The sequence below is a fragment of the Natrialba swarupiae genome (genome assembly GCF_008245225.1).
GTDB lineage: Archaea > Halobacteriota > Halobacteria > Halobacteriales > Natrialbaceae > Natrarchaeobius > Natrarchaeobius swarupiae.
In genome coordinates this window covers 1-24,375 of the sequence record NZ_VTAW01000001.1, presented here as the reverse complement: position 1 = coordinate 24,375, position 24,375 = coordinate 1, and the positions used below count along the sequence as shown (strand labels likewise).

Sequence of the window (24,375 nt, the reverse complement as noted above, 5' to 3'; positions counted from 1 at the left end):
TTCGGCCGACCGGCCGTGGCCATTACAACTCCGGAAGCCACCACGTGAGCACGATCGCGACGACCACGAGGCCGGCGAGCACCAGATACCCCTCGTCGAAGAAGCCCCGTTCGGCGAACGCGCCGAATAACACCGGGCTCGCGGCCCCGATCGTCATGTAGAACGTCCGGAGAAAGCCGAGCCCGGTCCCCTTCATGTCCTGTGGGAAGGCGGCGGTCATGTACGGCAGCGTGATCGTCCCGTAGCCGAGGATGCTCGAGAGCAGTACCGTCCCCGCCACGAGGGGCCAGAACCCCTCGAGAAACGGAAGAGCGGCGAGTGCGACCGCCACGATCCCGAGGACGACCGGGAGCGAACGCCGCGCACCGATTCGGTCGTACACGCCGCCAGTGAGGGGCTGAACGACGATTCCGAGCGCGAAAAAGGCGCTGAACAGCCCCGTCGCGACCGGCGCTGAGAGTTCTTTGACCTCGATCAGGTAGGTCGGGTAGAAGCCCGTAAACGCCTGCCAGACGGAGTAGGTGAGGATCTGGACCGCCGTCACGACGACGATCGGTCGTCGCCGTAGCTGTGAGGCGACGTACTGGAGGGTGTCTCTCGAGATGGCGTCGACGGCGCTCGTCTCGCCCGACGTTCGTCCGGGGACGGCGTACCACAGCAGAAGTGCCGTGAGGCCGAACGCGGGGACGGACAGCCAGAAGCCGTACTGCCAGGCGAGCGTCGTCGCGATTGCGCCGGCTGCAAGCGGGAGGACGGCGTTGCCGACCTCACCCGCCGCCAGCGTGATACCGATCGCGGCTCCCTCGTGTTCGGGGAAGACGTCCGAGAGGATGGTGAACCTGGCGACGCCGTACAGCGCGGTCCCGAACCCGAATGCGGCTGTCGCGACGAAGACGAGGGGGGCGGAGTCGACGGCCGCGACGGCCCCGAGCGCAACCGCCGAGACGAGCGTGCTCGCGACGAGGACGTTCCCCTCACCGATTCGGTCCGAGAGGACGCCACCGGGAAGCTGTCCGAGCGCGTACGCGAGCCAGAGCACCGACAACAGGACGCCGGCCCCCGTCAGTCCCAGCCCGAGATCCGATTGGAGAAACGGCAACAACACGGGGTAGGCGAGTCGAACGCCGATCGAGAGGAACCAGCCGGCTGCAACGGCGAACAGGATCTTCCCGCGCCCCTCCGACAGGATCTCCCTCACCGTCGACGCTCGCTCGAGGCCCACTAGTCTGGACACGGTGGTAGTGGCGCTTGGGTGGCGACCGCTATGAGGGCTGCACAACGGTACGGCCTTGCCGATATCGGAGGTACTCTTTCGTTGCAGTAGTCTTTGACGCCGCTCGCCGACCGACTATCCGTTCGTCGAAACACGGTTAGACGGGGACGAACTCGAGAGCGAGCCAGGCGAGTACGGCGGCGTAGATGGGGATCGTCAGGTTGTCGTCGACGATGAAGTCGCCGATCCGTACCGTGATTCCGTCGGCGACGGTCGCACCCAGCGCTGCGGCCACGATAGCGGCCGGGTTCGCGAGAAACGGCGCGGCGATCGCTCCCGAGACGACGAACATCGTGGCGAGCACTTTTGGGCTCTTGACTCGTCTGAGCGAGTCGTCGGAGACCGCGCCGCTGATCGGATCGCCCAGCGCCAACATCAACATCGCCGGCAGCGCGATCGCCGGTTGAAAGACCACCACGACGATCGTCATGCTCAGCATGTAGTAGCCGTAGCCGGCGAACTGATCCTGCTCGTACTCCCGCGTGAGTTTGTCGTAGAGCCACCACTCGAGGCCGACGCGAAGCCGGAGGAACTCGAGACCGATGGCACCGACCGCGAGGACGACCATCAGGACGCGGAAGTACTGCCAGGTGAGGCCGACCTCGAGATAGTTCGCGAGCAGATAGAGTGCGACGAGCCCGGAGCCGCTCGCGTGGACGAGTCGCCGCTTGAGTTCGTCAGCCATCGCTGTCCGTGTCTTCCGTCGAAGGACGTGACCTTCAGTCCGTCGGTTATCTCCGCCCGCTGGGTCGTTTTCGAGTGGGGCCCGGCGACGGCTGCGGTCTCCCGGGGCAGCAACCTCCCAGCGACCACGACTGCTCGACCCAACGGATTTTACCGCTTTCAGAACAATAGTTCGATATGACTGGAGAAAACGGATCCGAGTACCGTGAGGGTCCCTCCCGGCCACCCGATCGGTCGGGCGAGTCTGGTCACGGATCGTCGGCAATCGAAACCGAGTACCAAACCATCTTCGATACCGTCGACGACGCGGTGTTTCTCGTCGACGTCGGTCACGACGGGTCCGCATACACCTTCACGTTTCGCCGCAACAACCGTGCCCACGAAGCGCTCACCGGACTGTCAACCGAAGCGATTCAGGGGAGACGGCCACACGAGATTCTCGGTGAGGAAGACGCTGCGACCGTCGTCGCCACCTATCGCGACTGCGTCGAAAGACGGGAGACGATCGAGTACGAGGAACTCCTCGAGTATCCGACCGGGGTCGTCGAGTGGCACACGAAACTCACGCCGGTCGTCGAAGACGGATCGGTGACGCAACTGGTTGGCGTCGCTCGAGACGTCACCGATCGCAACATCCACAAACGCGCACGCCAGCGTATCGAACGGCGGTTATCGCTCGCACTCGACGCCGCCGACGCCGGCGCCTGGGAGTGGGACGTCCAGTCGGGAACCGTAATCTGGAACGATTCCATGGCGGAGTTACTCGGGATCGAACCCAGTGCGTTCGAGGGGAGCTACCAGGCGTTTCTCGATCGGGTCCATCCCGAGGACCGAGACGAACTCGAACGCGTCGTCGAAACTGCCCTCGACCAGGCGGAAGGGTTCGAACACGAGTTCAGAATCCGCCACGAATCGGGCGAGTATATCTGGAATATCACGCGGGCAGAGCTGATCACCGACGCCAGCGGGGAGCCCGATCGAATGATCGGTGTCGGTATCGACATCACTGATCGCAAAGAACGGGAGCAAGAGTTAGATCGAAACAGAGAACGACTCCGAGTACTGTTCGAAAAAGCGCCGGACGGAATCGTCGTCCACGACGCCGACGGGACCGTCTACGACGTCAACGAGACGCTCGCCGACATGCTCGGATACGACCGAGACGAACTGCGCTCGATGACCGTTCCCGACTTCGAAGTCGGCGCTGACGTCGCGAAACTGCAGGACCGATGGAAGTCGATGAAACCCGGCTTGATACACAACATCGAGGTAAGCGGGGTTCATCGGCGACGAGACGGGTCGACTTACCCCGTCGACGTCTGGGTGAGCAAAGTCACGCCCGACGCGGAAGCCGAGCCGCTGTTCATCGCAATCTGTCGGGACGTAACCGAGACCGTCGAGTACGAACGGGAGCTAGAACGGTACAAGGAACTCGTCGACAACGTCCCCGTGGGAATCTACCGGAACACGCCGGGAAAAGCGGGTGAGTTCCTCGAGGTCAACCCGGCGATGGTCGAGCTGTTCGAGGCAGACTCGGCCGAGCAGTTGCTCGACCACGACGTGCGAGAACTCTACGCTGACTCGACGGAACGGCAAGCGTTCGCCGGCCGTCTCGAGACGGAGGGCCGCATTACTGAATCCGAACTGGAACTCGAGACACTTTCCGGCGAGCGGTTCTGGGGGTCTGTGACGGCGATCGCTACGACCGTCGACGGAGAGACGTACTTCGACGGCGTTATCCAGGACATCACCAAGCGCACGGAGATGGAAGCAGCGCTGCGACGACGCGAGACGCGGTTTCGGCGGATGTTCGAGCGACATAGCGCGCCAATGCTGTTGATCGATCCGGAGTCGGGTTCGATCTGGAATGCAAACGAAGCCGCTGCCGAGTTCTACGGCTACTCGGTCGAAGCGCTCACCTCGAGGAATATCGACTCGATTAACCGTCTCTCGCCCGAGGAAGTGGCCCGGGAACGCACGCGTGCCGAACGGGAGGATCGCAACTACTTCGTCTTCGACCACGAACTGGCAAACGGCGAGGTCCGAACGGTCGAGGTCCACTCCTCTCCCATTACGATAGACGACGACGATTTCCTCTTCTCGATCATCCACGACATCACGGAACGGGTCGATTACGAGACACAACTCGAAGAGCAGCGGGACAACCTCAAGATTCTCAACGAGGTCGTCCGCCACGACATCCGGAACGATCTCCAGCTCGTCGACGCGTACGCCGAGATGCTCGAGGGGAACGTCACCGAGGAGATGCAAGACGAACTCGACACGGTCAGACAGAGCGCCGAAAACGCGATCGAACTCACGATGACCGCGCGCGACCTGGCCGAGGTGATGTTACAAACCGACATCGAGGACGAACGGATCTCCCTCCAGCGAACGCTCGAGGAGGAGATCACAGAGGTTAGATCGACACATTCGGAAGCGAACGTGACCGTCGAGGGAACGCTTCCCCGAACGGACGTCGTCGCCGACGACATGCTATCTGCGGTGTTTCGAAACATCCTGAAAAACGCCGTTCAGCACAACGATACGGAAACCCCGGAGATAACCGTCCGTTCCGAGACGCGCGACGATCGGGTCGCGGTTTACGTCGCCGACGACGGTCCGGGGGTTCCGGACGAACAGAAAGAGACGATCTTCGGGAAAGGCGAGAAAGGACTCGAGAGTGCGGGCACCGGGATCGGACTGTACCTCGTCGAGACCCTCGTCGACAGATACGGTGGGGAGGTCTGGGTCGAAGACAACGAGCCCGAGGGTGCCGTGTTCGTCGTCGAGTTACAGCGGGCACGCTGAGCAGCGGGAATCGAAACTGCCCGTCCGAACTGATACGGAACGAGAATCGAACCTGTCCGCCGGTTCACGAGCCGATGACAGCCCCACTCGAGCCGACTACAGCTCCTCGAAGGCCATCTCGCCGGCTCGAATCGCCGACAACGTCTCCGCGAGGTCGTCGACGGAGAGGCGCTTTTGGTCGGTCGTATCCCGCTCGCGGACAGTGACGGTCGTCTCCGTCTCTTCTACCGTCTCGTAGTCGACCGTCACGCAAAACGGCGTGCCGACCTCGTCCTGACGGCGGTAGCGCCGACCGATGTTGCCCGAGTCGTCGTAGGTCACGGAGAGACCCGCATCGCGCAGGTCGGCGACGATCTCATCGGCGTATGCGACGAGTTCGTCGTCGCTCTGGAGCGGGAAGACGCCGACGAAGGTTGGCGCGACCTCGGGCTCGAGTTCCAGATAGGTGCGCTCTTCGCCCGAGACCTCGTCCTCGCGGTAGCCGTGGTGGAGGACGGTGTAGACCAGCCGGTCGACGCCGAAGGAGGGTTCGACGACGTGGGGCGTGATGTGCTCGCCAGCCTCGGTCTGTTCCTCGACGGCGAAGCCGGTCTTTGCGACGGGAATCTCGTGGCTCTCGCCCTCGAGGCCGATCTCGATGGTGTCTCCCTCGAACGCAGCGCGGTCTCGAGCTGCGAGGGTCTCGAGTTCCGAGACGACGGCCTGGGCGTCGCCGCCGAACTCCGGTCCCAGATAACTCATGTCGGGATCGACCGTCGCGCGCTCGACGGTCTTGGGCTCGTCGTACTGCTTGAAGATGGTGAAGCGGTCGTCGGAGTACTCCTCGTGTTTCGAGAGGTCGTAGTCGCCCCGGTAGGCGAAACCGGCCATCTCGATCCAGTTCCCGTCTATTTCGCTCTCGGCGTCCCAGCAATCTGCCGCGTAGTGGGCGCGCTCGCCCGAGAGGTGCTGGCGGAACCGGAACCGGTCCATGTCGACGCCCACGGAGTCGTACCATGGCTTCGCGACGCCGAGGAAGTAGGCGACCCACTCGTCGCCGATGATGCCCTCGGAGACGGCGTCGCCGATGGTCGTCTCGATCTCGGAGCCGTCCTCGCTGTTTTGCTCGCTGGCCGGGTAAAGCGTCACCTCGACGTCTGCGACGCTCTCGAGGTCTGGCTCGTCTTCTTCGGGGTCGACGAAGTACTCGAGTTCGGCCTGCGTAAATTCGCGGGTCCGGATGATCGAGCGCCGCGGGCTGATCTCGTTGCGGTAGGCGCGGCCGATCTGGGTGACGCCGAAGGGGAGCTGGTTGCGGGCGTACTCCTTCAGCCGGGGGAACTCGACGAAGATGCCCTGTGCGGTCTCGGGACGCAGGTAGCCTGGGTCGGAGTCGCCGGGGCCGATGTTCGTCGCGAACATGAGGTTGAATGCCTCGACGGCGACGTCCGCGAGGCCGGCACCACACTCCGGACAGACGAGTTCGTACTCGGCGATGACCTCCTCGACCTCCGGAATGGGGAGACTCTCTGCGTCCTCGTACTCCGTATTGTCCTCGACGAGGTGGTCGGCTCGACTGCTCGCGCCACACTCTGGACACTCGATCAGCATGTCGTCGAAACCGTCGAGGTGGCCCGACGCCTCGAAGACGGGCTCGGGCATGATCGTCGGCGCGTCGATCTCCATGTTACCCTCGGCGACGGCGAAGCGGTCGCGCCAGGCGTCCTCGACGTTGCCCTTCAGGGATGCACCCTGCGGACCGAAGGTGTAGAAGCCGCCGACGCCGCCGTAGGCTCCCGAGGACTGGAAGAAGTAGCCGCGGCGCTTGGCGAGTTCGACCAGCTTCTCGCTCGTTGCTGCTGTCTCGTCTGCGTCCGTCTGTGCTTGCTCACTCATAGAGTGCCTCGAGAATGTCGACGTCCCGGACGATGCCGACGAGCTGTTCGCCGGTCACCATCGGGATCTGCTCGATGTCCTTGCTGATCATCCGCTGGGCGGCTTCCTGGACCGGGGTCTCCGCCGAGACTGTCACGACCTCCTCGGTCATGAACTCGCCGACCGGCCCGTTGGGAAGCTCGATGTCCCGTGTGGGGAGATAGCGGCTGCCGACGCCTTTGACGCCTTCCCAGGACCACTGGGAGTCCTGGTCGGGGAAGTTGTTGCCGGTCTCCTCTTCGCCCTCGACGATGCGGGCGACGTCGATGATGTCGACCTCCGTGAGGACGCCACTCATCCGGCCGTCGTCGTCGAGTGCGACCGTGTAGGGGACGTTGGCGTAGGAGAGTTCGCGTTCGGCGACCGGCAACGGCGCACCCTCGTAGGTCGTGTTGACGTCCGTGCTCGCGTACCGTTCGACCGTCTCGTCGGTCTCCTGGTCGCCCGCCGCGATGGCGTGGACGACGTCGGTCACGGTAACGATCCCCTCGAACTCGCCGTCGACGACGGGGACGCGGCGCGCGTCCTCCTCGACCATCGTTCGCGCGACGTCTGGGAGCGTGGTCTCCGCAGTCGTCGTCGGCACGTCGTCCATCAGCATGACGAGTTGGTCCTCGTCGGGCTGTTCGATCAGGACGTCTCGCGAGACCAGTCCGCGGTACTCCAGACCGTCGTCGGTCGGTTTGACGACCGGAACCGAGGAGAACGATCGCTCTTGGAGGTACTCGAGGACGTCGGATCGAGTGCCCGGTAATTCGGCGGTCACCACGTCCTCGCGAGGCGTCATCGCGTCGGCTACGTTCATATCCCCACGGTACGGCGAAAATGAGTATAAACCCAGTGTTTCCCGTGTCGTGGATGACCCCCACCACGACCGGTCTACGGATCGGACAGTTCAATCGACGAGTTTATATGTGGGTGTGTGTGACTCTCATACATGGCGATGAACCCCCACGCCACGACGGAGTGCGATACGATCGTTGGCTCGATCGACTCGGCCGGTAGGAACGACCGCGACGAGTACGTCATCGCCGATATCTCGGCCGATGGCGCATGGCTCTCGATGCAGGCCGAGGCGGCACCGACGCTTTCGGCCTGGCGGTAACCGACCAGGGGGCGGGACTGGGGGGTCTCGTTACGTCTTTCTCGCGGACAGCGTCTGGATCACACTCGAGGAATCGACCGTCTTCGTTCGATACCGTTAGTACCGAGGAGTGAGTTGCTCGCCCATGGTCGGCCCGAAGCCGCCCGGACGGGACGCTGGCGCTCTCTCGAGTTCCGATACCGAGGGGTCACGGTGGACGACTGCGACGCTTCTCTCGGCGCTCGTTCCGACCACGGTGGCCCGCCGAGCGATCACAGTCTCCGTCGAGACGGATCGGGACGTCTACGAGGCAGGTGATCCCGTCGAGATCACCGTCGAGTTCAAAAACCGGTTACCGCTGTCGGTCGAGATTCCGACTCCGAGCCGACGACGCTGGGGGTGGAGCGTCGACGGCGAACTCGAGGCCACCGACGAGCGGCGGTTCGTCGCGGATCGGCCGTCGGCGTTTTCCTTCGATCGGGGCGAACGAAAACGGGCGCAGATCACCTGGAACGGGCGGTTCGAACGCACTCGCGGTCGACACGAGTCGATCGTCCCCGAACCCGGAGAGTACGAGATCCGCGCGTTCGTCACAACCCACGAGGGGCGCTACCAGCCCGCCGCTTCGACGACGATCGAACTCGAGTGAGACGGTTTACTGTCCGTCAGTGCCGGCCCAACCGCGATCCGGGCTGCGGGTGCGCCGGTCCATCGGTCCAGGAATCCGTATGAGACCCGTTCGAGGTCGACGAATCGCCACACTGACTTACGGCTAGATCGTACTACCCGGTCGATGGATACCTCCTCGAGCGTTCGTGACGGGAGCCCGCTCGTCACGACGGCCATCGCGGTCGGCCTCGCCGTCTTCGGGATCGCCGCGACCCAGCTGACGACGATTCCGGCGTTTCTGATGGATCCGGCGTTGCTAACCTCGCCAGCCGATGCGTCGATCGCCGCGCGGACGGCCCTCATGGTACTCAACTTCCTCGGATTCGCGCTCGCCGGCGGGATCTATCTCGCGGCGACCGATCGCGGCTGGGCGTACGTCGACTGGCGAACGCCGACGAAACGAGGCTGGCTCTACGTGCTCGCCGGTATCGTCGGCAGTATCGCGTTCTACGTCGTCGTGAGTCTCCTCATCCAGACGCTCTCGTTGCCGACCACGGAGAACCAGGTGATGGAGTACATCGCCGGCGACCAGACGATGATCCTCGTCATGATCCTCATCGTCTTCTTTTTCAACGCACCTGCCGAGGAGTTTCTCTTCCGAAACGTGATCCAGAAACGCCTCTACGCGGCGTTCTCCCGCTATCAGGCCGTCGTCGTCGCGAGTCTCATCTTCGCGCTCGTTCACGTCCCAGCGTACCTCGCCGCCACCGGCGACCTCCTCTCGATCGGTCCGGAGGCGCTGTTGGCGTCTGCGGTCTCGCTCGCCGTCGTCTTCGGCGGCTCGCTCATCTTCGGCTATCTCTACGCGGAAACCGACAACCTCGTCGTCCCGACGGCCGCCCACGCCGCGTTCAACGCCTTCCAGTTCGGCCTGCTGTATCTCGCCCTCGAGTTCGACCTCGAGGTGGCCGACCCGGCACAGTCGGTGGTGGTCGACCTCGTGTTCGTGCTCTCGTAGAGCCGCGGTCGTTTTCGTCGGCCCGCGTCCGTCCTTTTAATATCGCCCGCCGGCGAGTGGTGGACATGTCTCATGCGAAGGGCGACCGCCGCGAGCGCGAACTCGTCAACGAACTCGACGAGGCGGGGTTCGCGGTGATGCGTGCGCCCGCAAGCGGCGCGGCGACCGATCGGGAACTCCCCGACGTCCTCGCGGGCGACGGCGAGGTCTTCTACGCGATCGAGGCCAAATCGAGCTCCGGTAAACCGATCTATCTCTCGGGCGAGGAGGTCGAGGCGCTGATTTACTTCGCGCAGAACTTCGGCGCGAAACCCCGAATCGGCGTCCGGTTCGACCGCGAGGACTGGTATTTCTTTCATCCTGCCGACCTCCACGTCACCGACGGCGGCAACTACCGCGTCAAAAAGGAGACGGCGATCGCCGAGGGCGTCGACTTCCCCGAGTTCGTCGGCCGCTCGGAGAAGGTGACCCTCGAGCAGATCGGCGACGCCGACGACGGCCCCGACGAGGAAATTTTGCGGGTCCTGAACGCCGTCGAACAGGGCGTGATGGACGTCGAGGAGGCCGCGGAGCTACTCGAGTAGCGAGGAGACTCGAGCGGTTACGGAGACCCGACCCGCTCGAGGCGCGTCCGCGGGAAGGTGTAGACCGTAAGCGACGACGGGACGACGCCGTTTCGTTTCACGGTGGCGTGGGGGTAGACCGCGGCGACGACGGGGACGTTCGGATCGTACGCCTCGTTGGTCTCGTACTCCGCGACGGTACAGTCGGCTGCCCGAATCTCGACGGCGTCGGCGCGGTACTCGGAGACGTCGACGACGGTGAGCCTGCTGCCGGTCTCGCGGTCCCGAACCGTATCGCCCGGCGCGATGGCGTGGTCCGCACAGTAGAACGGGCCAGGGGCGTCGGCGCCGTCCCGATAGCGCGAGGCGGCAACGTTCTCGTCGACGAACACCGTCTCGCCACAGTCGTGGCATGCGAGGGCGACCTCGCCAGGTGGGGGCGTTCGACCTTCGGTAATCTCCATCGCGACTCGGCGAACGTGCTTGCAGCGGACGTCGCGGAAGACGTGGTCCGGACAGGTACACCGACCTGCCTCGAGGTCGACGAGGTAGGTGTGTTCGCTGGCCGATTCGACCTCGTAGAGCCCGTCGCCAAGCGACAGGACGGACATCGGCTCGGACCGCGCGCGTCGCGAGCGCTCCTCGAGGTGGTCGGGCGTCGAAACGGGAAGTGGTGCTTTCGGTGACGCTATTGTTTTCATGGGTGCGTCGGGTGTTCAAATCGTGATTGCGGTCGGCTGGCTATTCGGCTATACTACGCTCTCGAGGCGTATAACGGGTGTGTTCGTCAGGATCGCTGATCACTCACGCGTCGTTTCACGTGGCGCGTTTTGGCGTCATCCCACCGCCACTGCGCTGTCGCCTCGCACCGATTTCGCCGGTGCGATCAACGGATGGGTTATAAGGGCTCGAGTCCGTTTCACAGCCTATGGGACTGCTGGACGGGCTTCGCGCCGCCCTCGGATTGCGCGCCGAGGCCGACGCCAGACGCGACGCCGACCCCGACGATCTCTTCGGGATGAGCACCGCCTACGTCACGATGGATGCCGAACTCGGCTACGAGTCGATCGGTGTCGGCGCGCTCTGTTTCTCCGGCGTCGACTCGAACAGCTTTCACGAGGCCGTCGACGAGGTCGTGGCCATCCTCGAGGCCGGCCGCGAGGAGACCGGAACCGACTTCTCCGTCTCCGAGGACGACCACGGCTACCACTGGGTAATTCTGGAGGACGACGACACCGAGGATCTCATCACGAGCATGCACTTCGCCGCGGACACGTTCGTCGAACACGACTACGGTTCCCGGCTGCTCGCGGCCGTCTTCGGCTACGAGGACCGCCGCAGCGGCGACCCCGCCTACTGGATCTACTCCTTCCGCCGGGGCGCGTTCTACCCCTTCGCGCCACGGTCCGGTCGCGAACGCGACTCGAGTACCGAGTTCAAACTCGAGGCGGCCCTGGATGGCGAACTCGAGGTCGAACGCGACAAGGAGTACTGGTACCCATTGTGGCCGAGTCGACGCGGCACTCATCCCTGGGAGTGACACGATCACGCTGACGGTTCCGTTCGGCGATAGCTGATCGCGTCGTCGACACCGTCGGACGTCGGACCCATTATACCGATCCGTTCACTACGTCGACCCAGTGACCGAGTGGACCCAGTTCAAGGCCGATCGACGAAACGTCGGTATCGTTCCCGACGTCGAGGGACCGTACCGGATCGAGGAGGGGTGGACGGCCGATCTCACCGGCTCGGCCGGCTCGCCGGTTCTCGACCGCGACACCGTCTTCGTCGGGACGGATCGGGGAAACCTGTACGCACTCGAGACCGACACCGGCCGCCGCCGCTGGGTGCTCGAGACGATCGAGCCGACCGACTGGGCCCCGGTCGCTACGCGCGAACGGGTGTGTTTCGGAACGAGCGGTGGGACGGTCCGCGCGGCGGATCCGGCGACCGGCGACGAGCTGTGGAAGACCGACCTCCCAGCCCCGCTCACGACGCCGCTTTCACGCTCCGGTGGTCGACTGTACGCCGGCCACGAGGACGGTCTCTCGGCGCTCGAGGCCGAGACGGGCGAACTCGTCTGGACCTTCGAAACCGACGCGCCCGTCGCCGGGACGCCCGCCGTCGACGACGACCGCGAGTGGAGTGGCGCGCGCGTCTTCGTCGGGGCCCAGGACGAGACCGCTATCGCGGTCGACGCCGAGACGGGCGAGGAGTGCTGGACGGTGCCGACGGACGGCGCTGTAACTGGCGGGCCGACGGTCGCCGACGGCCGCGTCTACGTCGCCGACGACGGCGGCACCTTACTCGCACTCGGCGGTGACACCGGGCAGACGTGGTTTACCTACCAGGTTCGTGGCTCGCTTACTTCCTCGGCCACCGTTCTCGTCGACGACGAACTCGAGGACGGCGGCACGACGTTCGTCGGCGCCGACGACGGCTACCTCCACGTCACAGACACGACGTTCGGTCGGCGGAAAGTCCGGGGCTGGCTGTTCTCGAAGAAAGGGGTCGGCCTCGACGGCCCGGTTCGGTCGGATCCCGTGGTCGTCGGCGACGTCGTCTGTGTCGGTGACGCGACAGGTTCGCTCTACGGAATCGACGCCGAGGAGTTCGATCACCTCTGGTATCACGCGCTTGCGGCCCCGATCACGGCCACGCCTGCGGTCGGCGACCGGTCCCTCTACGTCGGCTGTGAAGACGAGCGGCTCTACCGTCTCGAGTGGACGCCCGGCGAACCGAAACCGTAGCCCCACCACCCACGGCTACTCGCTGTTTCGCGGTGCTCGCACCTGCCGAGCGCCCACTGCCTGCGTCGACTTCCCCTTCCTATCTAACCCCTTCGATACCGTTCCAAACGCCCTGCCGCCGTGCGGCACTTTCACTTTCACTCTCCTGTTAACGAGCCTTTATGGGGTGTCCGGAACTACGTCGGGGTATGCCAGAAGCAGACCTCGAGACGCTCCCCGGCGTCGGACCGGCAACCGCGGACAAACTCCACGACGCAGGCTTCGAATCGTTTCAGAGTCTCGCCGTCGCCTCGCCCTCGGAACTCTCTAATACGGCCGACGTCGGCGAGTCGACGGCCGCCGACATCGTTCGTGCCGCCCGTGACGCCGCCGATATCGGCGGCTTCGAGACCGGTGCGACCGTTCTCGAGCGACGAAACCAGATCGGCAAGCTGAGCTGGCACATCGACGAAGTTGACGACTTGCTCGGCGGCGGGATCGAGACCCAGTCGATCACGGAAGTGTACGGCGAGTTCGGCTCCGGTAAGTCCCAGGTCACCCACCAGATGTCCGTCAACGTCCAGCTTCCCAAGGAGGTCGGCGGTCTCCACGGCAGCGCCATCTTCGTCGACTCCGAGGACACGTTCCGTCCGGAGCGTATCGACGACATGGTCCGCGGGCTGCCGGACGACGTCATCGACGCCACGCTCGAGGACCGTGAGATCGAGGGATCGGCCGGCGACGAGGAGGCGATGGACGAACTCATCGAGGATGTCCTCGACAAGATCCACGTCGCGAAGGCGTTCAACTCCAATCACCAGATGTTGCTCGCCGAGAAGGCAAAGGAACTGGCGAGCGAACACGAGGAATCGGAGTATCCCGTTCGTCTGTTGGCGATCGACTCGCTGACCGCCCACTTCCGTGCGGAGTACGTCGGCCGTGGCGAACTCGCCGACCGACAGCAGAAGCTCAACAAACACCTCCACGACCTCGATAAGGTCGGGAACCTCTACAACGCGGCCGTCCTCGTCACCAACCAGGTCGCCTCGAATCCCGACTCCTTTTTCGGCGATCCGACCCAGCCGATCGGTGGTAACATCCTCGGTCACAAGTCCACGTTCCGTATCTACCTCCGCAAGTCCAAAGGTGACAAGCGGATCGTCCGGCTGGTCGACGCGCCGAACCTCGCCGACGGGGAGGCCGTTATGCGTGTCCAGGATGGCGGCCTGATGGCGGAGTAGCCTCCGACTGGTACGGACTGCTATGGGCCGTTACGGGTCGACCGAAAACGGCGGCGATCGACGGTAATCAGTTGTCACAGACCGTACGAGAGTGTGCAGATACGTTTTCACGTCGAACTCGTCTGTCGTGTAGCAATCGCGAGACGACTGCGCTGTGAACACTTACCGATCAGCACTGATCGTGTTGACCGGCGATTCACGAGCAAGAGTACGCTGACGGAAAACGACTGCGACAACAACCCGTATCAGTTCGGCTCGATCAGTCTTCGGTCGTCGTCTTCTCGACCTCGAGTTCGCCGCGATAGATCTCTGCGCCGTCCTGTGCGACCTTCTCGGCGAGCACCGCACACTTGATCCGCATCGGAGAGATGTCGACGCCGAGCATGTCGACGACGTCGTCGCGGTCCATCTCGAGCAGTTCGTCGACGGTTTTGCCCGTCAGTTCACTCGAGAGCATGCTCGCGGAGGCCTGGCTGATCGCACAGCCGTCTCCGGAGAAGGCGACGGCGTTGATCGTCTCGTTGTCCTCGTCGAGGCGGATGTCCATGCGAATCTCGTCGCCACACATCGGGTTCTCGCCGACGTGGCTGAAGGTGGGATCCTCGAGTTCCCCGTAGTTGCGGGGATTCTTGTAGTGGTCGAGGATCTGCTGTCTGTACATGTCCGAGCCCAGTCCCATCGTATCCCTGAATAGACCGGAGAGTTGTAAAAGGGTTCCGGGGAACGATCCCAACCAGTTACCACTATCGGTTACGTCGACGAACGATCGTGAAAAATGCGTGACGATGATCGGTTACGAAACCGGTCCGCTTCGGTTACTGGCAGCGATCGTCGTCGCCCGTATCGGAGACGCTCTCGGTGCGTCGAACGGTTGATGATCGGTACGACCTCTCCGTCGACCCCTGGCCAGTCAGAGGATTCAGCTAGCAGGCGTCGAACGGATCACGTTCGGAACGGCCGATGCGTTTCTCGTACGTCGTGTCTCATCTCGGAAATCTATCATAGGGGCCCGATCCCAGAAACGCTGTTTAGTGTCGTCTTTCGCGTTCAAATATTTCCGAACCTATCGTTCGCCAGCCACTTCGGCATCGAACTGTTCGACGAACTCGCGGACGTACGCCGCGCGCTCGTCGGCGAGGTCCCGACCGACGTCGGTGTACATCCGTTCGGGCAGATCGAGGATCTTCCGATGGATGTGATTGTACTGCGTGCGCCCGGCAGTCGTCTCGTCTTCCGCGAGGGGGATCGCTGGATCGTGGATCGGCGATCCGATCGCGCTCCCGTGGGCAAACACGCGGGCGAGACCGACCGCGCCGAGCGCGTCGAGGTTGTCCGCGTCGGAGAGCAGCTTCGCCTCCGGGGTTTCGGGTTCGATCGCGTTCGAGTACCGGTGGGCACGGATGCAGTGTTGGACTCGTTCGATCGTCTCCGAACTCGCCCCGACGTCCGCAAGGATTTCGCCGGCCTCGGCCGCTCCCCACGCCGCGTGATCGTCGATCTTGCTACGATCCTCGCGTTCGCGGCCGATATCGTGGAGGAGGGCGGCGAGTGTCACCACTCGCTCGTCGACCGGTTCGGGATAGCGATCACACAGCGTCTCGGCGAGCGCTTCGACCCGCTCGACGTGGTACCAGTCGTGGGCCGGTGGAGCCTCATCGAAGTACGAACGGGCGCGAGCGCGGACTGCCTCGAGCATGGATCTCCGTTTTCGGGTGGCGTCGATAATCGTTTCGAACGGGTGACGGCCGGACAACGTCTGCTGAGGGCCGAACTCGTCGGGGTTCTACGCGTTTATCGGCCGCCGATACTGGAAGGGGCCAAGAGATCGATGACCGTTTCTCAAACGTGAACTACCCCTACCTACTCGCCAGCAAAAGCTGGCTCCTTGAGGACGGGGGCTCAGCGCCCTATTATTCAGCTAAACAGCTGACGCGCGTCATCGAGTGCCGCAACCAACTTGTCGACTTCCGATTTCGTGTTGTAGACGTAGAAGGAGGCTCGAGTCGACGCCGCCACGCCCAGCCGATCGTGCAGTGGCTGGGTACAGTGATCGCCCGCCCGAACCGCGATCGTGTGGTCGTTCATAATCGAAGCGAGATCGTGGGCGTGGACGCCCTCTACGTTGAAACTCACCAGCCCGCCGCGGTCGGGGCCGGGCTCGGGGCCGTAGATCTCGATGTCGCCTTCGGCCTCGAGTCGCTCGTAGGCGTAGCGAGCGATCTCCTCCTCGTGGGCCTGGATGCGCTCCATGCCGATCTCCTCGAGCCAATCGATGGCGGCGACGAGGCCGACGGCTTCGGCGATCTGGGGTGTACCGGGTTCGAACTTCCAGGGAAGGTCGCCCCACGTCGACTCCTCGAAGGTGACCTTGCGGATCATCCCGCCGCCGTAGAGGTAGGGGTCCATCTCCTCGAGCAGGTCCTGCTTGCCGTAGAGGACGCCGATGCCGGTCGGGCCAGCCATCTTGTGCCCCGAGAAGGCGTAGAAGTCGGCGTCGATCTCGCCGACGTCGACCGGGCGGTTGGGGACTGCCTGTGCGCCGTCGATGACGGAGATCGCGTCGTGTTCGTGAGCGAGTTCCGTCAGTTCGGAAACGGGGTTGACGGTGCCCAGCGTGTTCGAGACGTGGACCGCCGAGACGATGGCGGCGTCGTCGTCGATCAGTTCGCGGGCGTGGTCCATATCGAGGCGGCCATCGTCGTCGACCCGGATGTACTCGACGTCGGCGCCGGTCTGGTGGGCGATCTGTTGCCAGGTGACGAGCGAGGCGTGGTGTTCCATCTCCGTGAGGACGACCCGATCATCGGGCTCGAGTTCGTTCAGCCCCCAGGCGTAGGCGACCAGGTTTTCGCTTTCGGTCGTGTTCTTCGTGAAGATGACCTCCTCGCGGCCGTCGGCACCGATGAAGTCGGCGACGCGGTCGTGGGCCTCCTCGTAGGCGACCGATGCCTCCTGGCTCAGGTGGTGGATGCCGCGGTGGATGTTCGCGTTGTACTCGCGGTAGTAGTCGCTCATCGCATCGACGACGGGATCCGGCGTCTGGGTCGTCGCCGCGTTGTCGAGGTAGACGACCTGCTGGCCGTCGAACTCCCGCTCGAGAATGGGAAACTCCTCGCGGATGGCCGCGACGTCGAGCGACTCGAGGTTCTGCTGACTCATTGGCGACTAGCAAGGGCCCGACACAAAACACTCCTTCGGTCCCCACGAGGAATCGCCTTCGTGACGGCCTCGATCAGTACATCCGCAACAGCTGTGCGTGATGGGTTCCGTCGACCTCGAGGACGTTCTCGGCCTGAATAAAGCCCTCGTCGATGGCGAGTTCGACCGCTCGCGTCCCGACGATGTTGGCGACGGTCGCCCTCGCTAAGCTGTCGACCACCGCGGCTTCGTCGGCCGATTCGCCACCGTAGAACTCCTCGGTGACTGTAAGCGATAGCTCTCCCTCCTCGAACGTCTCACCGAGGACGTCGTCGTCGCAGATCGCCACCAGCAACCCCTCTGGCGTCTCTCGTTCGGTGAGGTACATCGTCACTCGAGTTCCCACTCGCGCTCGGGACCGGCGTCAACCTCCTCGGAGGTGGGTGTCCCTCCGTGCATCTCCTCTCGTTGCTCCATCACTCGCTGTTCGGCTCGCTCGCGCATCTCGTTTGCTTCCTCGGCGATCTCTTCGGCCTCGTCGTACTCGCCGAGGTCCTCGAGGATGCGGGCTTTCTCCTCCAAGACTTTTCCGTTGCGCATGCCGAGGCGGATCGCGTTGTCGATACAGTGCAGTGCCTCCTCGGAGAGCCCCCGTTCCGAGAGGAAAAAGGCCCGGTTGAACCAGCCCTCGGCGAATCGGTCGTCGATCTCGACGGCGCGTTCGGCGTGCTCTAAGGCCTGAGCCGTCTCGCCGAACTCCCAGAGCGCGTAGGCGAGGTTCGTCTCGGCCGTCGCGGCGTGTTCGCTTTCGTCGTCGATCCACAGCGCTTCGCGGTGGGCGCCGATTGCCTCGTCGTACTCCTCGAGTTCGGCGTGAGCGACGCCTTTGTTCACCCACGCTTCCTGGGCGAGTCGGTCGTCGTCGGCGAAGCGGGCAGCTCGCTCGAAGGCTGCCGTGGCCTGCTCGAAGCGGTTGATCCCCATGTAGTTGAGCCCGACGTCGAGGAGTTCCCCGGCGTCGACCTCGTCGGACGGGATATTCTGCTCGTCGAGCGTATCGGTGATAATCCGGGAGTCGACCGGATCGACCTTCGAGGGGTCGACGTCCAGTTCCGGCGGATCCAGATCGAACTCGTCGTAGGGGTCGTCGAACCCCTCACCTTCGGAGAAGCGGTGGTCGTGATCGTCCGATCGGTCGGTCATAACTGGATGGTGGCGACGAGGGCTGTTAAGGCCTGCGACCCACGTACAATGACGACCGAAATCCCGGAACGATGGCCGGATATTTGCCAGCTCGGTGGTGACCGAACTCGAGCGAGTCCACACGGCAGAAAGCCGATCAAAACGCTGATTTCGGCAGGGAAACCAGGTTTGCAACGGGTTCGTACGATTGGAACAGACCGGAGCTGAGTTCGTGTTCGGCGTAGTATAGATACTCGTCCGTAACCGCCAGTGCGGTCCCACCGAGATCCGTTTCGTACGTCTCCGCCCGGTGGAACGAGGTTCCGTCGGACGGCGTTCGATCGTGGTCTACGCGAAGTAGCTTTCCAGGTTCCGCGTGCTGGTGGGCTGGACGAAGAAACAGGTATACGTCGCCGGTCGTATCGACGTCGACGTCGATGATATCCGGTATCGTGAGTTCTGTCTCCGGGTAAAATTTCCACCTCGAGTTCTCGTCGCCCGATCGATGCTCGCTGTGGGGATCGACGTTCTGAACCTCGTTATCGACCGTCGCGTTGTACGCGACGATACGATCGTTGGCGTCTCTCGTGACGATCTCGAGACCGTCGCTGTGTGGATCGAATGCCTCGAAGCTCCAGCGTTCACGGCCGGACTCGACCCCGATCCGCCGCAGTATGCCATCTACAGTTCCGATGTACGCCTCCCCGTCCGGAACGACGGTTACGTCCCGGATCGTCGAATCGTCTTCGTAGGTCCAGAGTGGACTCGCGAACGTGGGGACGTCGTCCTCGGTGACGGTCGCAGTCGGTACGTCGTCGTCGGTGTAGTTCGTCGGTTCCAGCGGGAGTTTGTGCATCTCGTTTGCCCGAGCGAGGCTGAAGACGGCGTTTCCCTGTACGTCGAGTGCGAGAACGCGATTGTCGATCCGTGGCGTCCGCTCTTGGGGCGGTGTCTCCTCGAGTACGTGTCCGGTGTATCGCCAGACCGTTTCACCGTCCGGACTGATTTTCCGCACTTCTTCCGTTCTCGCACCGATGTAGACGTTCCCGTCGTCGTCGGTCGCTACTGCCTGGACGGGGTAGTCCCGTTCGGAAATCCTCCTACTGCCTTCCCACCGTTCGGCCGTCCAGTGGTCGGAGTATCGCCATACTGTCTCTCCAGTTTCGGCATCGATTTTCCGCACGTACCCGTCCTTGCATGCGGTGTATAACGCGTCTCCGTCGACGACGACGTCGTGGATCCGACCCTCGTGATCGGTGTGTACCCACCGCTCGTCCCCTGATCGAAGCGAACTGAGACAGCCGGCCGCTCCGATCGTTCCGGCGACTGCCCCAACCTTCAGGATAGTTCGCCGTTTCATGGGACTAATGCCCTTGGTCTGGTTTAATATTTTTGGGTTCTAAAACGAATTTATCGACGGATCGAGCGCGGGACTCTGAATCTCGACGACCCGACGAGCTACTCACCGATACCAAGCAGTGAGCGTAGCGTGCGCGTTTTGACCCCACAGGTGGCCGCGAACTCACAGGAATCGCACTTCGATCGGTTTCCGATTCGCGGCGGCGGCCCGTCCAGTTTGCGAACGGTCCGGAGCGCACGCCGGTACCGTGCCTTGCGGCGCGTGGTGAGGGACACGTCACGGACCACACCGTAGGCCGGATACTCGAGCCAGACCCGGTCGACCCGCGTCTGCTCCTCCCAGGCGAGGGCTTTGGCGGCTGCGACGGCGTGGACCGACTGCGTCTCCCAGACGCCGCGTTCGGGCGGCTCGCCGGTCGAGACGAGCACCGGCTCGAGCGGATCCGCGAGCACCTTGTGGACGATCCCACGACAGTCCCGACCGGTCGCGAGGACGTCACGCGCCTCCGGGTTGCGAAGCCGATCCCAGTATCCCGCCTCCTCGAGTCGGTGCCTGGTTGCCGAAAGCGCCTCGCGGTAGCGGACGGGCGCGACGCCGATCGGTTCCGCGGCGAGCTCGCCGGGCGGTGACTCGAGCAGCTCCTCGTATCGCCGCTCGAGCTCTCGAACTGCGTCGACGCGCGGCGGCGGCTCGCGGTCGTCGTCCGCCGTTCGCCGGTAGTAACACTTCCGCGGACAGTAGGCGGCCGTCCGAAGATCGCTAAACGGGACCAGGGATCGAGTCACGAGACGTCTGGCCGCCCGTTCCGATAAAAAGTCTCGGCCGACGTCGGGTCCCTCGAACAATCCGTCGTTAGAACTCGACGTCGGTTTCCATCCCCTCGGTGGCGTCCTCGAGGCCGTCCTCGCGGACGTCCGTCGTCATGCGTGCGGTGAGTTCTGCGTCCGCGAGGAGGCTGTCGAACTCGTCACGGTACCGGTCGTTTGCCCTCCGAGACTCGTCTTCGGCCGCGGCGACCCGCCGGTAGCGCCGGATGCGATCCTCGCTGACGCCGTACTCCTCGGCGAGGGTCGCGTCGTCTTCCTCGCGGCCGCGGATCGCCGTGAGGTCGATCTCGTCCGCGTCGTCCTCGGCGATGAGGTGAAGCGACATTCGCGCCTCGAAGATCTCCGCAGGCTCGACCTCGAACCGGCTGGCGATCTCCTCGTCGCTGTCGCCGTCGTAAAACCCCGTGGCGACGTCGCGGAGTTGCTCGTCCGAGAGCGGCGTCTCGAATGCGTATCGCTCGCGCATCTGCTCGATGACGCTCGCAATTCGCTCTTCGTCGGTCTGCTCGTCGCGCTCGAGTGAGCCACGGGTGTCCTCCTGTGACTCGGTGACGGTCTCCTCCCCGTCGGTAACGTCGGTGAAGATGTTCTTGAGCTCCTCCGTTTTTTCGTTCATGGGTGGACACTCCCGATGGGTGGCTATTTAAGCCTGTTGCCAGATAGCGTCGACTGGGAACCGATCACGAACAACGGTTATGAACTTGGTATTTGTTTACTATTTTCGCAAGACAGCGACGGAGTTGGTCTGCGAACACGTGACAAGAATTAAGTTCCACCTCCCCTCGTAGTCGTACATGAACGCTGTTTCGCAGCTGTGGACGAACGCCCTTACCCAGACGGAGGTGACGAGGGAGACCTACTGGGGGATCAGTTCCACCGGTTACGCGGTGTTCTATCTCCTCACCGCGATCACGATCCTCGTCTTCCTCTACGGCGTCTATCGTCGGTTCGCGCGGTACGCCGAGGGCGACGACGATCCGTTCGCCCGCGTCGACGAGTTACCGCGCCGAATCGTCACCGCGTCGAAGATCGTTCTCTCGAACGAGAAACAGTTCGACAGGGATCTCTACGGCGGGCTGATGCACGCGTTTATTCTGTGGGGCTTTCTCACCCTCCTAATTGCGACGCTGATCATCGGCTTCGAGCAGTACGCCACCGAGATGCTCCTGGATCTCTCGTTTTGGCAGGGCGATTTCTATCTGGCCTACCAGTTCGTCGTCGACGCGATGGGGCTTCTGTTCGTCGTCGGGATCGGAATGGCGATCTACCGGCGCTACTGGGTTCGAAATCGCCGCCTCTGGGGACGTCATACCTCGAGCGAGGACGACATCTTCATCTGGACGCTGTTCGGACTGGGTGTCGGCGGCTTTCTCCTCGAGGGTCTGCGCATCTACGCGACCGGGATGCCCGACCACGAGGTCGTCAGTTTCGTCGGCTACGGGCTCGCAATGATGTTCCAGGCGCTCTCCATTCCGCTGGCGGGCGAGCCGGGGGTCAGCCTCTCGGCCGGCGTCGTCACTGGCGAAAATCTCCACTGGCTTGCCTGGTGGTCACACTCCCTGCTCGCGTTCTTCTTCATCGCCTGGATCCCCTACGCCAAGCCGTTCCACATGATCTCCTCGTTCGCGAACGTCGTCACTCGCGACGAGAAGGCCGGCCAGCGTCTGCCGAACGTTCCTGCCGACCTGGACGCGACCAACGCCGAGTCCATCGACGACTTCACCTGGAAGGAACTGCTCGACCAGGACGCCTGTACCAAGTGCGGGCGCTGTTCGTCGGTCTGTCCCGCGAAGGCCTCCGACCGCCCGCTCGACCCCCGTGACGTCATTCTCGACCTCAAACGCTACCGCGAGTCGCTCGAGGCCGGCGGCGACGAACGACCGATCGTCGCGGACGGCGGGACGAGCGTGATCGACGCGGGGACGATGGAGTCCTGTATGGCCTGTATGGCCTGTATGGACGCCTGCCCGGTCGAGATCGAACATCTTCAGTCGTTTACTCGGCTGAACCGCCAGCTCACCGACCAGGGTGACGTCGACTCGAACATGCAGGACGTCTTCCAGAACGTCATGCAAAACGGCAACACCTTCGGTGACTCTCCCCGGAACCGGGCCGACTGGGCCGACGACCTCGAGTTCGATCTCACCGACGCCCGCGAAGAGACGGTCGACTATCTCTGGTACGTCGGCGACTACCCCAGCTACGACGACCGCAACAAGCGGGTCGCCCGTTCGCTCGCTGCCATCCTCCAGGAGGCCGACGTCAGCTTCGGCATCCTCTTCGAGGACGAGAAGTACGACGGCAACGACGTCCGCCGCGTCGGCGAGGAGTTTCTCTACGTCGAACTTGCCGGCCACCACGTCGAGACCTGGGAGGATTGTGAGTTCGACACGATCGTCTGTACCGACCCCCACTCCTACAATACCTTCGCAAACGAGTACCCCGAAGTCGACTTCGCGGAGTTCGCCGACGACCCGATGATGCCCTTCGACTACACCGACCAGTGGAACGACGACGGCGAGATCGACGTCAAACACTGGACCCAGGTCGTCGAAGAACTCGTCCAGGACGGCAGACTCGAGCTATCGGGCGACGAACTCGAGTACACCGTCACCTACCACGACCCGTGTCACCTCGGGCGGTACAACGACGAGTACGAGGCACCGCGGGAACTCATCGAGGCGACCGGCTGTAACCTCTACGAGATGCCGCGCAACCGCGCCGACTCCTTCTGTTGTGGCGGCGGTGGCGGCGGCCTCTGGATGGAGTTCGACGAGGAACCCAAACCCAGCGAAGAGCGATTGCGTGAGGCACTCTGTGACACCGACGCTGGCGGCGCAGTCGAAAAGTTCGTCGTCGCCTGCCCGATGTGCATGACGATGTACGAGGACGGCCGCAAGACCGGCGACTTCGAGGACGATCTCGAGATCGTCGACGTCGCCGAACTCGTCGTCGAGGCGATCGGGGCCCAAGCGGAGGCGAACCTCGAGGTCACCGAGGACTGATACGGATTACTGTCGCGATGTTCCGGTGAGACCGCGACCCGGACGGCGGTCTCACCGGAACTGATCGACAGTAAACCGTATGACCGTCTCGAGCTACCGATTCGCTACTGCCGTTGGATCGATCCGCTCGACGAGTCCATCGAAGTCGTCGTCGAAACTGAGCACGGCGTCGATCGCTTCGTCTTCGACACACTCGGTGAGGCTTGCATCCGTGAAACTGAGACCGTGATCGTCGTACCGCTCGTCGTCGAAGACGAAGTCGTTCAACGAGATGCCGAGTGGGACCTCGTGGTGGCCCGGCAGTTCGACGTACTCCCAGTCGATGTTTCGCTCGCCCGTCTCGAGGTATCGGTCCAGCGCGTTCAGGTGTCGTTCCTGGAGGCGGTCGGGAATGATACTGAGTTTGCTTCCACCGACGAGGTCCCGGGGCCCGTAGCCGAGAATCCGTTCGATGGCCGGGTTCGCGTACTGGATCTCGCTGTCCGTATCGAGGACGATGATCCCGTCCTGAAGAGCGTCGGCGAGGGCGACGAACGTCTTCGGAGGTGCCACCTCGTCGTTCTGGGCCCGCCATCCCGGGTTCGAAGTCGTCTCTTCGTCTCGTTCTAGCAGTACTTCCGAAGTATAACCACACGTTCCGTGGTCTACGGCTGGGTCTGACGGATAATCACTCGATTGAGAGAGGAGAACCGTTTGGCCAAGTGGAATTTGTAGAGAGGAGATCAGATTTTGGTGGTGTAGGCGTGCGTAGAATGGTCGACGAGTGATCAAAAGGATGGCTCAAGAGAGCGCTGCCGCTGGAAGCGGCAGGCTCTCTGTCTGTTTCCACCTACCAAGGCGAATAGCCTTGGAGCATATACTCAGTACCTCACAAATCAGCCTCAGCTAACTGGCGCTGAAGTGTGATTTGCCGCCGAATCAGAGCCGGATCTGTTCT

22 protein-coding genes and 1 pseudogene are annotated in these 24,375 nt (G+C 63.3%); 9 read left to right on the top strand and 14 right to left on the bottom strand.

The window, feature by feature from the left end; translation table 11 throughout:
• Positions 1-22 precede the first annotated feature (22 nt).
• Both FYC77_RS00110 and FYC77_RS00105 read right to left on the bottom strand, forming a co-directional pair.
• The gene (locus tag FYC77_RS00110; protein ID WP_238386760.1) at positions 23-1,234 is read right to left on the bottom strand and encodes an MFS transporter; all 1,212 of its coding nucleotides are present in this window, start codon (positions 1,232-1,234) and stop codon (positions 23-25) included.
• Between the two features lie 136 nt (positions 1,235-1,370).
• Complete coding sequence (locus tag FYC77_RS00105) at positions 1,371-1,958, bottom strand: diacylglycerol/polyprenol kinase family protein (RefSeq protein WP_149079477.1); 588 nt, start codon at positions 1,956-1,958, stop codon at positions 1,371-1,373.
• A 176-nt stretch (positions 1,959-2,134) separates the two neighbouring features.
• Between FYC77_RS00105 and FYC77_RS00100 the strand changes: the two genes are divergently transcribed.
• Entirely contained in the window at positions 2,135-4,768 is a 2,634-nt protein-coding gene (locus tag FYC77_RS00100; protein WP_149079476.1) for a PAS domain S-box protein, read from the top strand.
• Positions 4,769-4,864: 96 nt separating this feature from the next.
• On the opposite strand, the gene glyS is transcribed toward FYC77_RS00100, so the two are convergent.
• Positions 4,865-6,643, bottom strand: coding sequence for a glycine--tRNA ligase (gene glyS, locus FYC77_RS00095; protein WP_149079475.1), 1,779 nt, complete (start codon positions 6,641-6,643; stop codon positions 4,865-4,867).
• Positions 6,636-7,487 carry a CBS domain-containing protein gene (locus FYC77_RS00090; RefSeq protein WP_149079474.1) on the bottom strand — a complete coding sequence of 284 codons (852 nt, stop codon included), beginning with the start codon at positions 7,485-7,487 and terminating at the stop codon, positions 6,636-6,638. Before FYC77_RS00090 ends, glyS begins: the two co-directional genes overlap by 8 nt.
• Positions 7,488-7,619: 132 nt before the next feature.
• On the opposite strand from FYC77_RS00090, the gene FYC77_RS20270 reads away from it, so the two are divergent.
• The 4 genes from FYC77_RS20270 (at position 7,620) to hjc (ending at position 9,977) form a co-directional block, all read left to right on the top strand.
• Positions 7,620-7,787, top strand: a complete 168-nt coding sequence (locus FYC77_RS20270) for a DUF7556 family protein (RefSeq protein WP_200840430.1) — start codon at positions 7,620-7,622, stop codon at positions 7,785-7,787.
• 124 nt (positions 7,788-7,911) lie between these two features.
• Positions 7,912-8,415 carry a hypothetical protein gene (locus tag FYC77_RS00085; RefSeq protein WP_149079473.1) on the top strand — a complete coding sequence of 168 codons (504 nt, stop codon included), beginning with the start codon at positions 7,912-7,914 and terminating at the stop codon, positions 8,413-8,415.
• Between the two features lie 144 nt (positions 8,416-8,559).
• The gene (locus FYC77_RS00080) at positions 8,560-9,393 is read left to right on the top strand and encodes a CPBP family intramembrane glutamic endopeptidase (RefSeq protein WP_149079472.1); all 834 of its coding nucleotides are present in this window, start codon (positions 8,560-8,562) and stop codon (positions 9,391-9,393) included.
• Positions 9,394-9,458: 65 nt separating this feature from the next.
• The gene (hjc, locus tag FYC77_RS00075) at positions 9,459-9,977 is read left to right on the top strand and encodes a Holliday junction resolvase Hjc (protein ID WP_149079471.1); all 519 of its coding nucleotides are present in this window, start codon (positions 9,459-9,461) and stop codon (positions 9,975-9,977) included.
• Between the two features lie 17 nt (positions 9,978-9,994).
• On the opposite strand, the gene FYC77_RS00070 is transcribed toward hjc, so the two are convergent.
• Positions 9,995-10,657, bottom strand: coding sequence for an SWIM zinc finger family protein (locus FYC77_RS00070; RefSeq protein ID WP_149079470.1), 663 nt, complete (start codon positions 10,655-10,657; stop codon positions 9,995-9,997).
• 227 nt (positions 10,658-10,884) lie between these two features.
• Between FYC77_RS00070 and pspAB the strand changes: the two genes are divergently transcribed.
• The 3 genes from pspAB to radA all read left to right on the top strand — a co-directional run bounded on the left by pspAB (position 10,885) and on the right by radA (position 13,926).
• Positions 10,885-11,496 (top strand): PspA-associated protein PspAB, encoded by a 612-nt coding sequence (gene pspAB, locus FYC77_RS00065; protein WP_149079469.1) that lies wholly within the window; start codon positions 10,885-10,887, stop codon positions 11,494-11,496.
• 100 nt (positions 11,497-11,596) lie between these two features.
• Positions 11,597-12,706: an outer membrane protein assembly factor BamB family protein gene (locus FYC77_RS00060; RefSeq protein ID WP_149079468.1), complete on the top strand. Its 1,110-nt coding sequence runs from the start codon at positions 11,597-11,599 to the stop codon at positions 12,704-12,706.
• Positions 12,707-12,894: 188 nt separating this feature from the next.
• Complete coding sequence (radA, locus tag FYC77_RS00055; protein ID WP_149079467.1) at positions 12,895-13,926, top strand: DNA repair and recombination protein RadA; 1,032 nt, start codon at positions 12,895-12,897, stop codon at positions 13,924-13,926.
• Between the two features lie 259 nt (positions 13,927-14,185).
• Here radA and sufU read toward each other — a convergent pair whose 3' ends face one another.
• From sufU to FYC77_RS00015, 8 genes are all read right to left on the bottom strand, one after another.
• Positions 14,186-14,605: a Fe-S cluster assembly sulfur transfer protein SufU gene (sufU, locus tag FYC77_RS00050; RefSeq protein WP_149079466.1), complete on the bottom strand. Its 420-nt coding sequence runs from the start codon at positions 14,603-14,605 to the stop codon at positions 14,186-14,188.
• A 384-nt stretch (positions 14,606-14,989) separates the two neighbouring features.
• Entirely contained in the window at positions 14,990-15,622 is a 633-nt protein-coding gene (locus tag FYC77_RS00045; protein ID WP_149079465.1) for an HD domain-containing protein, read from the bottom strand.
• A 218-nt stretch (positions 15,623-15,840) separates the two neighbouring features.
• Positions 15,841-17,085 (bottom strand): aminotransferase class V-fold PLP-dependent enzyme, encoded by a 1,245-nt coding sequence (locus tag FYC77_RS00040; RefSeq protein ID WP_149079464.1) that lies wholly within the window; start codon positions 17,083-17,085, stop codon positions 15,841-15,843.
• Between the two features lie 73 nt (positions 17,086-17,158).
• Positions 17,159-17,452 carry a DUF424 domain-containing protein gene (locus FYC77_RS00035; protein WP_149079463.1) on the bottom strand — a complete coding sequence of 98 codons (294 nt, stop codon included), beginning with the start codon at positions 17,450-17,452 and terminating at the stop codon, positions 17,159-17,161.
• Between the two features lie 2 nt (positions 17,453-17,454).
• The gene (locus FYC77_RS00030; RefSeq protein WP_149079462.1) at positions 17,455-18,267 is read right to left on the bottom strand and encodes a tetratricopeptide repeat protein; all 813 of its coding nucleotides are present in this window, start codon (positions 18,265-18,267) and stop codon (positions 17,455-17,457) included.
• A 136-nt stretch (positions 18,268-18,403) separates the two neighbouring features.
• Positions 18,404-19,606, bottom strand: a complete 1,203-nt coding sequence (locus tag FYC77_RS00025; RefSeq protein WP_149079461.1) for an outer membrane protein assembly factor BamB family protein — start codon at positions 19,604-19,606, stop codon at positions 18,404-18,406.
• A 98-nt stretch (positions 19,607-19,704) separates the two neighbouring features.
• Positions 19,705-20,391, bottom strand: coding sequence for a CRISPR-associated protein Cas4 (locus FYC77_RS00020; protein WP_149079460.1), 687 nt, complete (start codon positions 20,389-20,391; stop codon positions 19,705-19,707).
• A 67-nt stretch (positions 20,392-20,458) separates the two neighbouring features.
• Complete coding sequence (locus tag FYC77_RS00015; RefSeq protein ID WP_149079459.1) at positions 20,459-21,049, bottom strand: conditioned medium-induced protein 4; 591 nt, start codon at positions 21,047-21,049, stop codon at positions 20,459-20,461.
• Positions 21,050-21,227: 178 nt separating this feature from the next.
• Here FYC77_RS00015 and FYC77_RS00010 point away from each other — a divergent pair, with 178 nt between their 5' ends.
• Positions 21,228-23,438 (top strand): (Fe-S)-binding protein, encoded by a 2,211-nt coding sequence (locus FYC77_RS00010; protein WP_149079458.1) that lies wholly within the window; start codon positions 21,228-21,230, stop codon positions 23,436-23,438.
• A gap of 234 nt (positions 23,439-23,672) precedes the next feature.
• Here FYC77_RS00010 and FYC77_RS00005 read toward each other — a convergent pair.
• Positions 23,673-23,978: pseudogene (locus tag FYC77_RS00005) on the bottom strand (PAS domain-containing protein); the annotation flags it as partial.
• Positions 23,979-24,375: the final 397 nt, after the last annotated feature.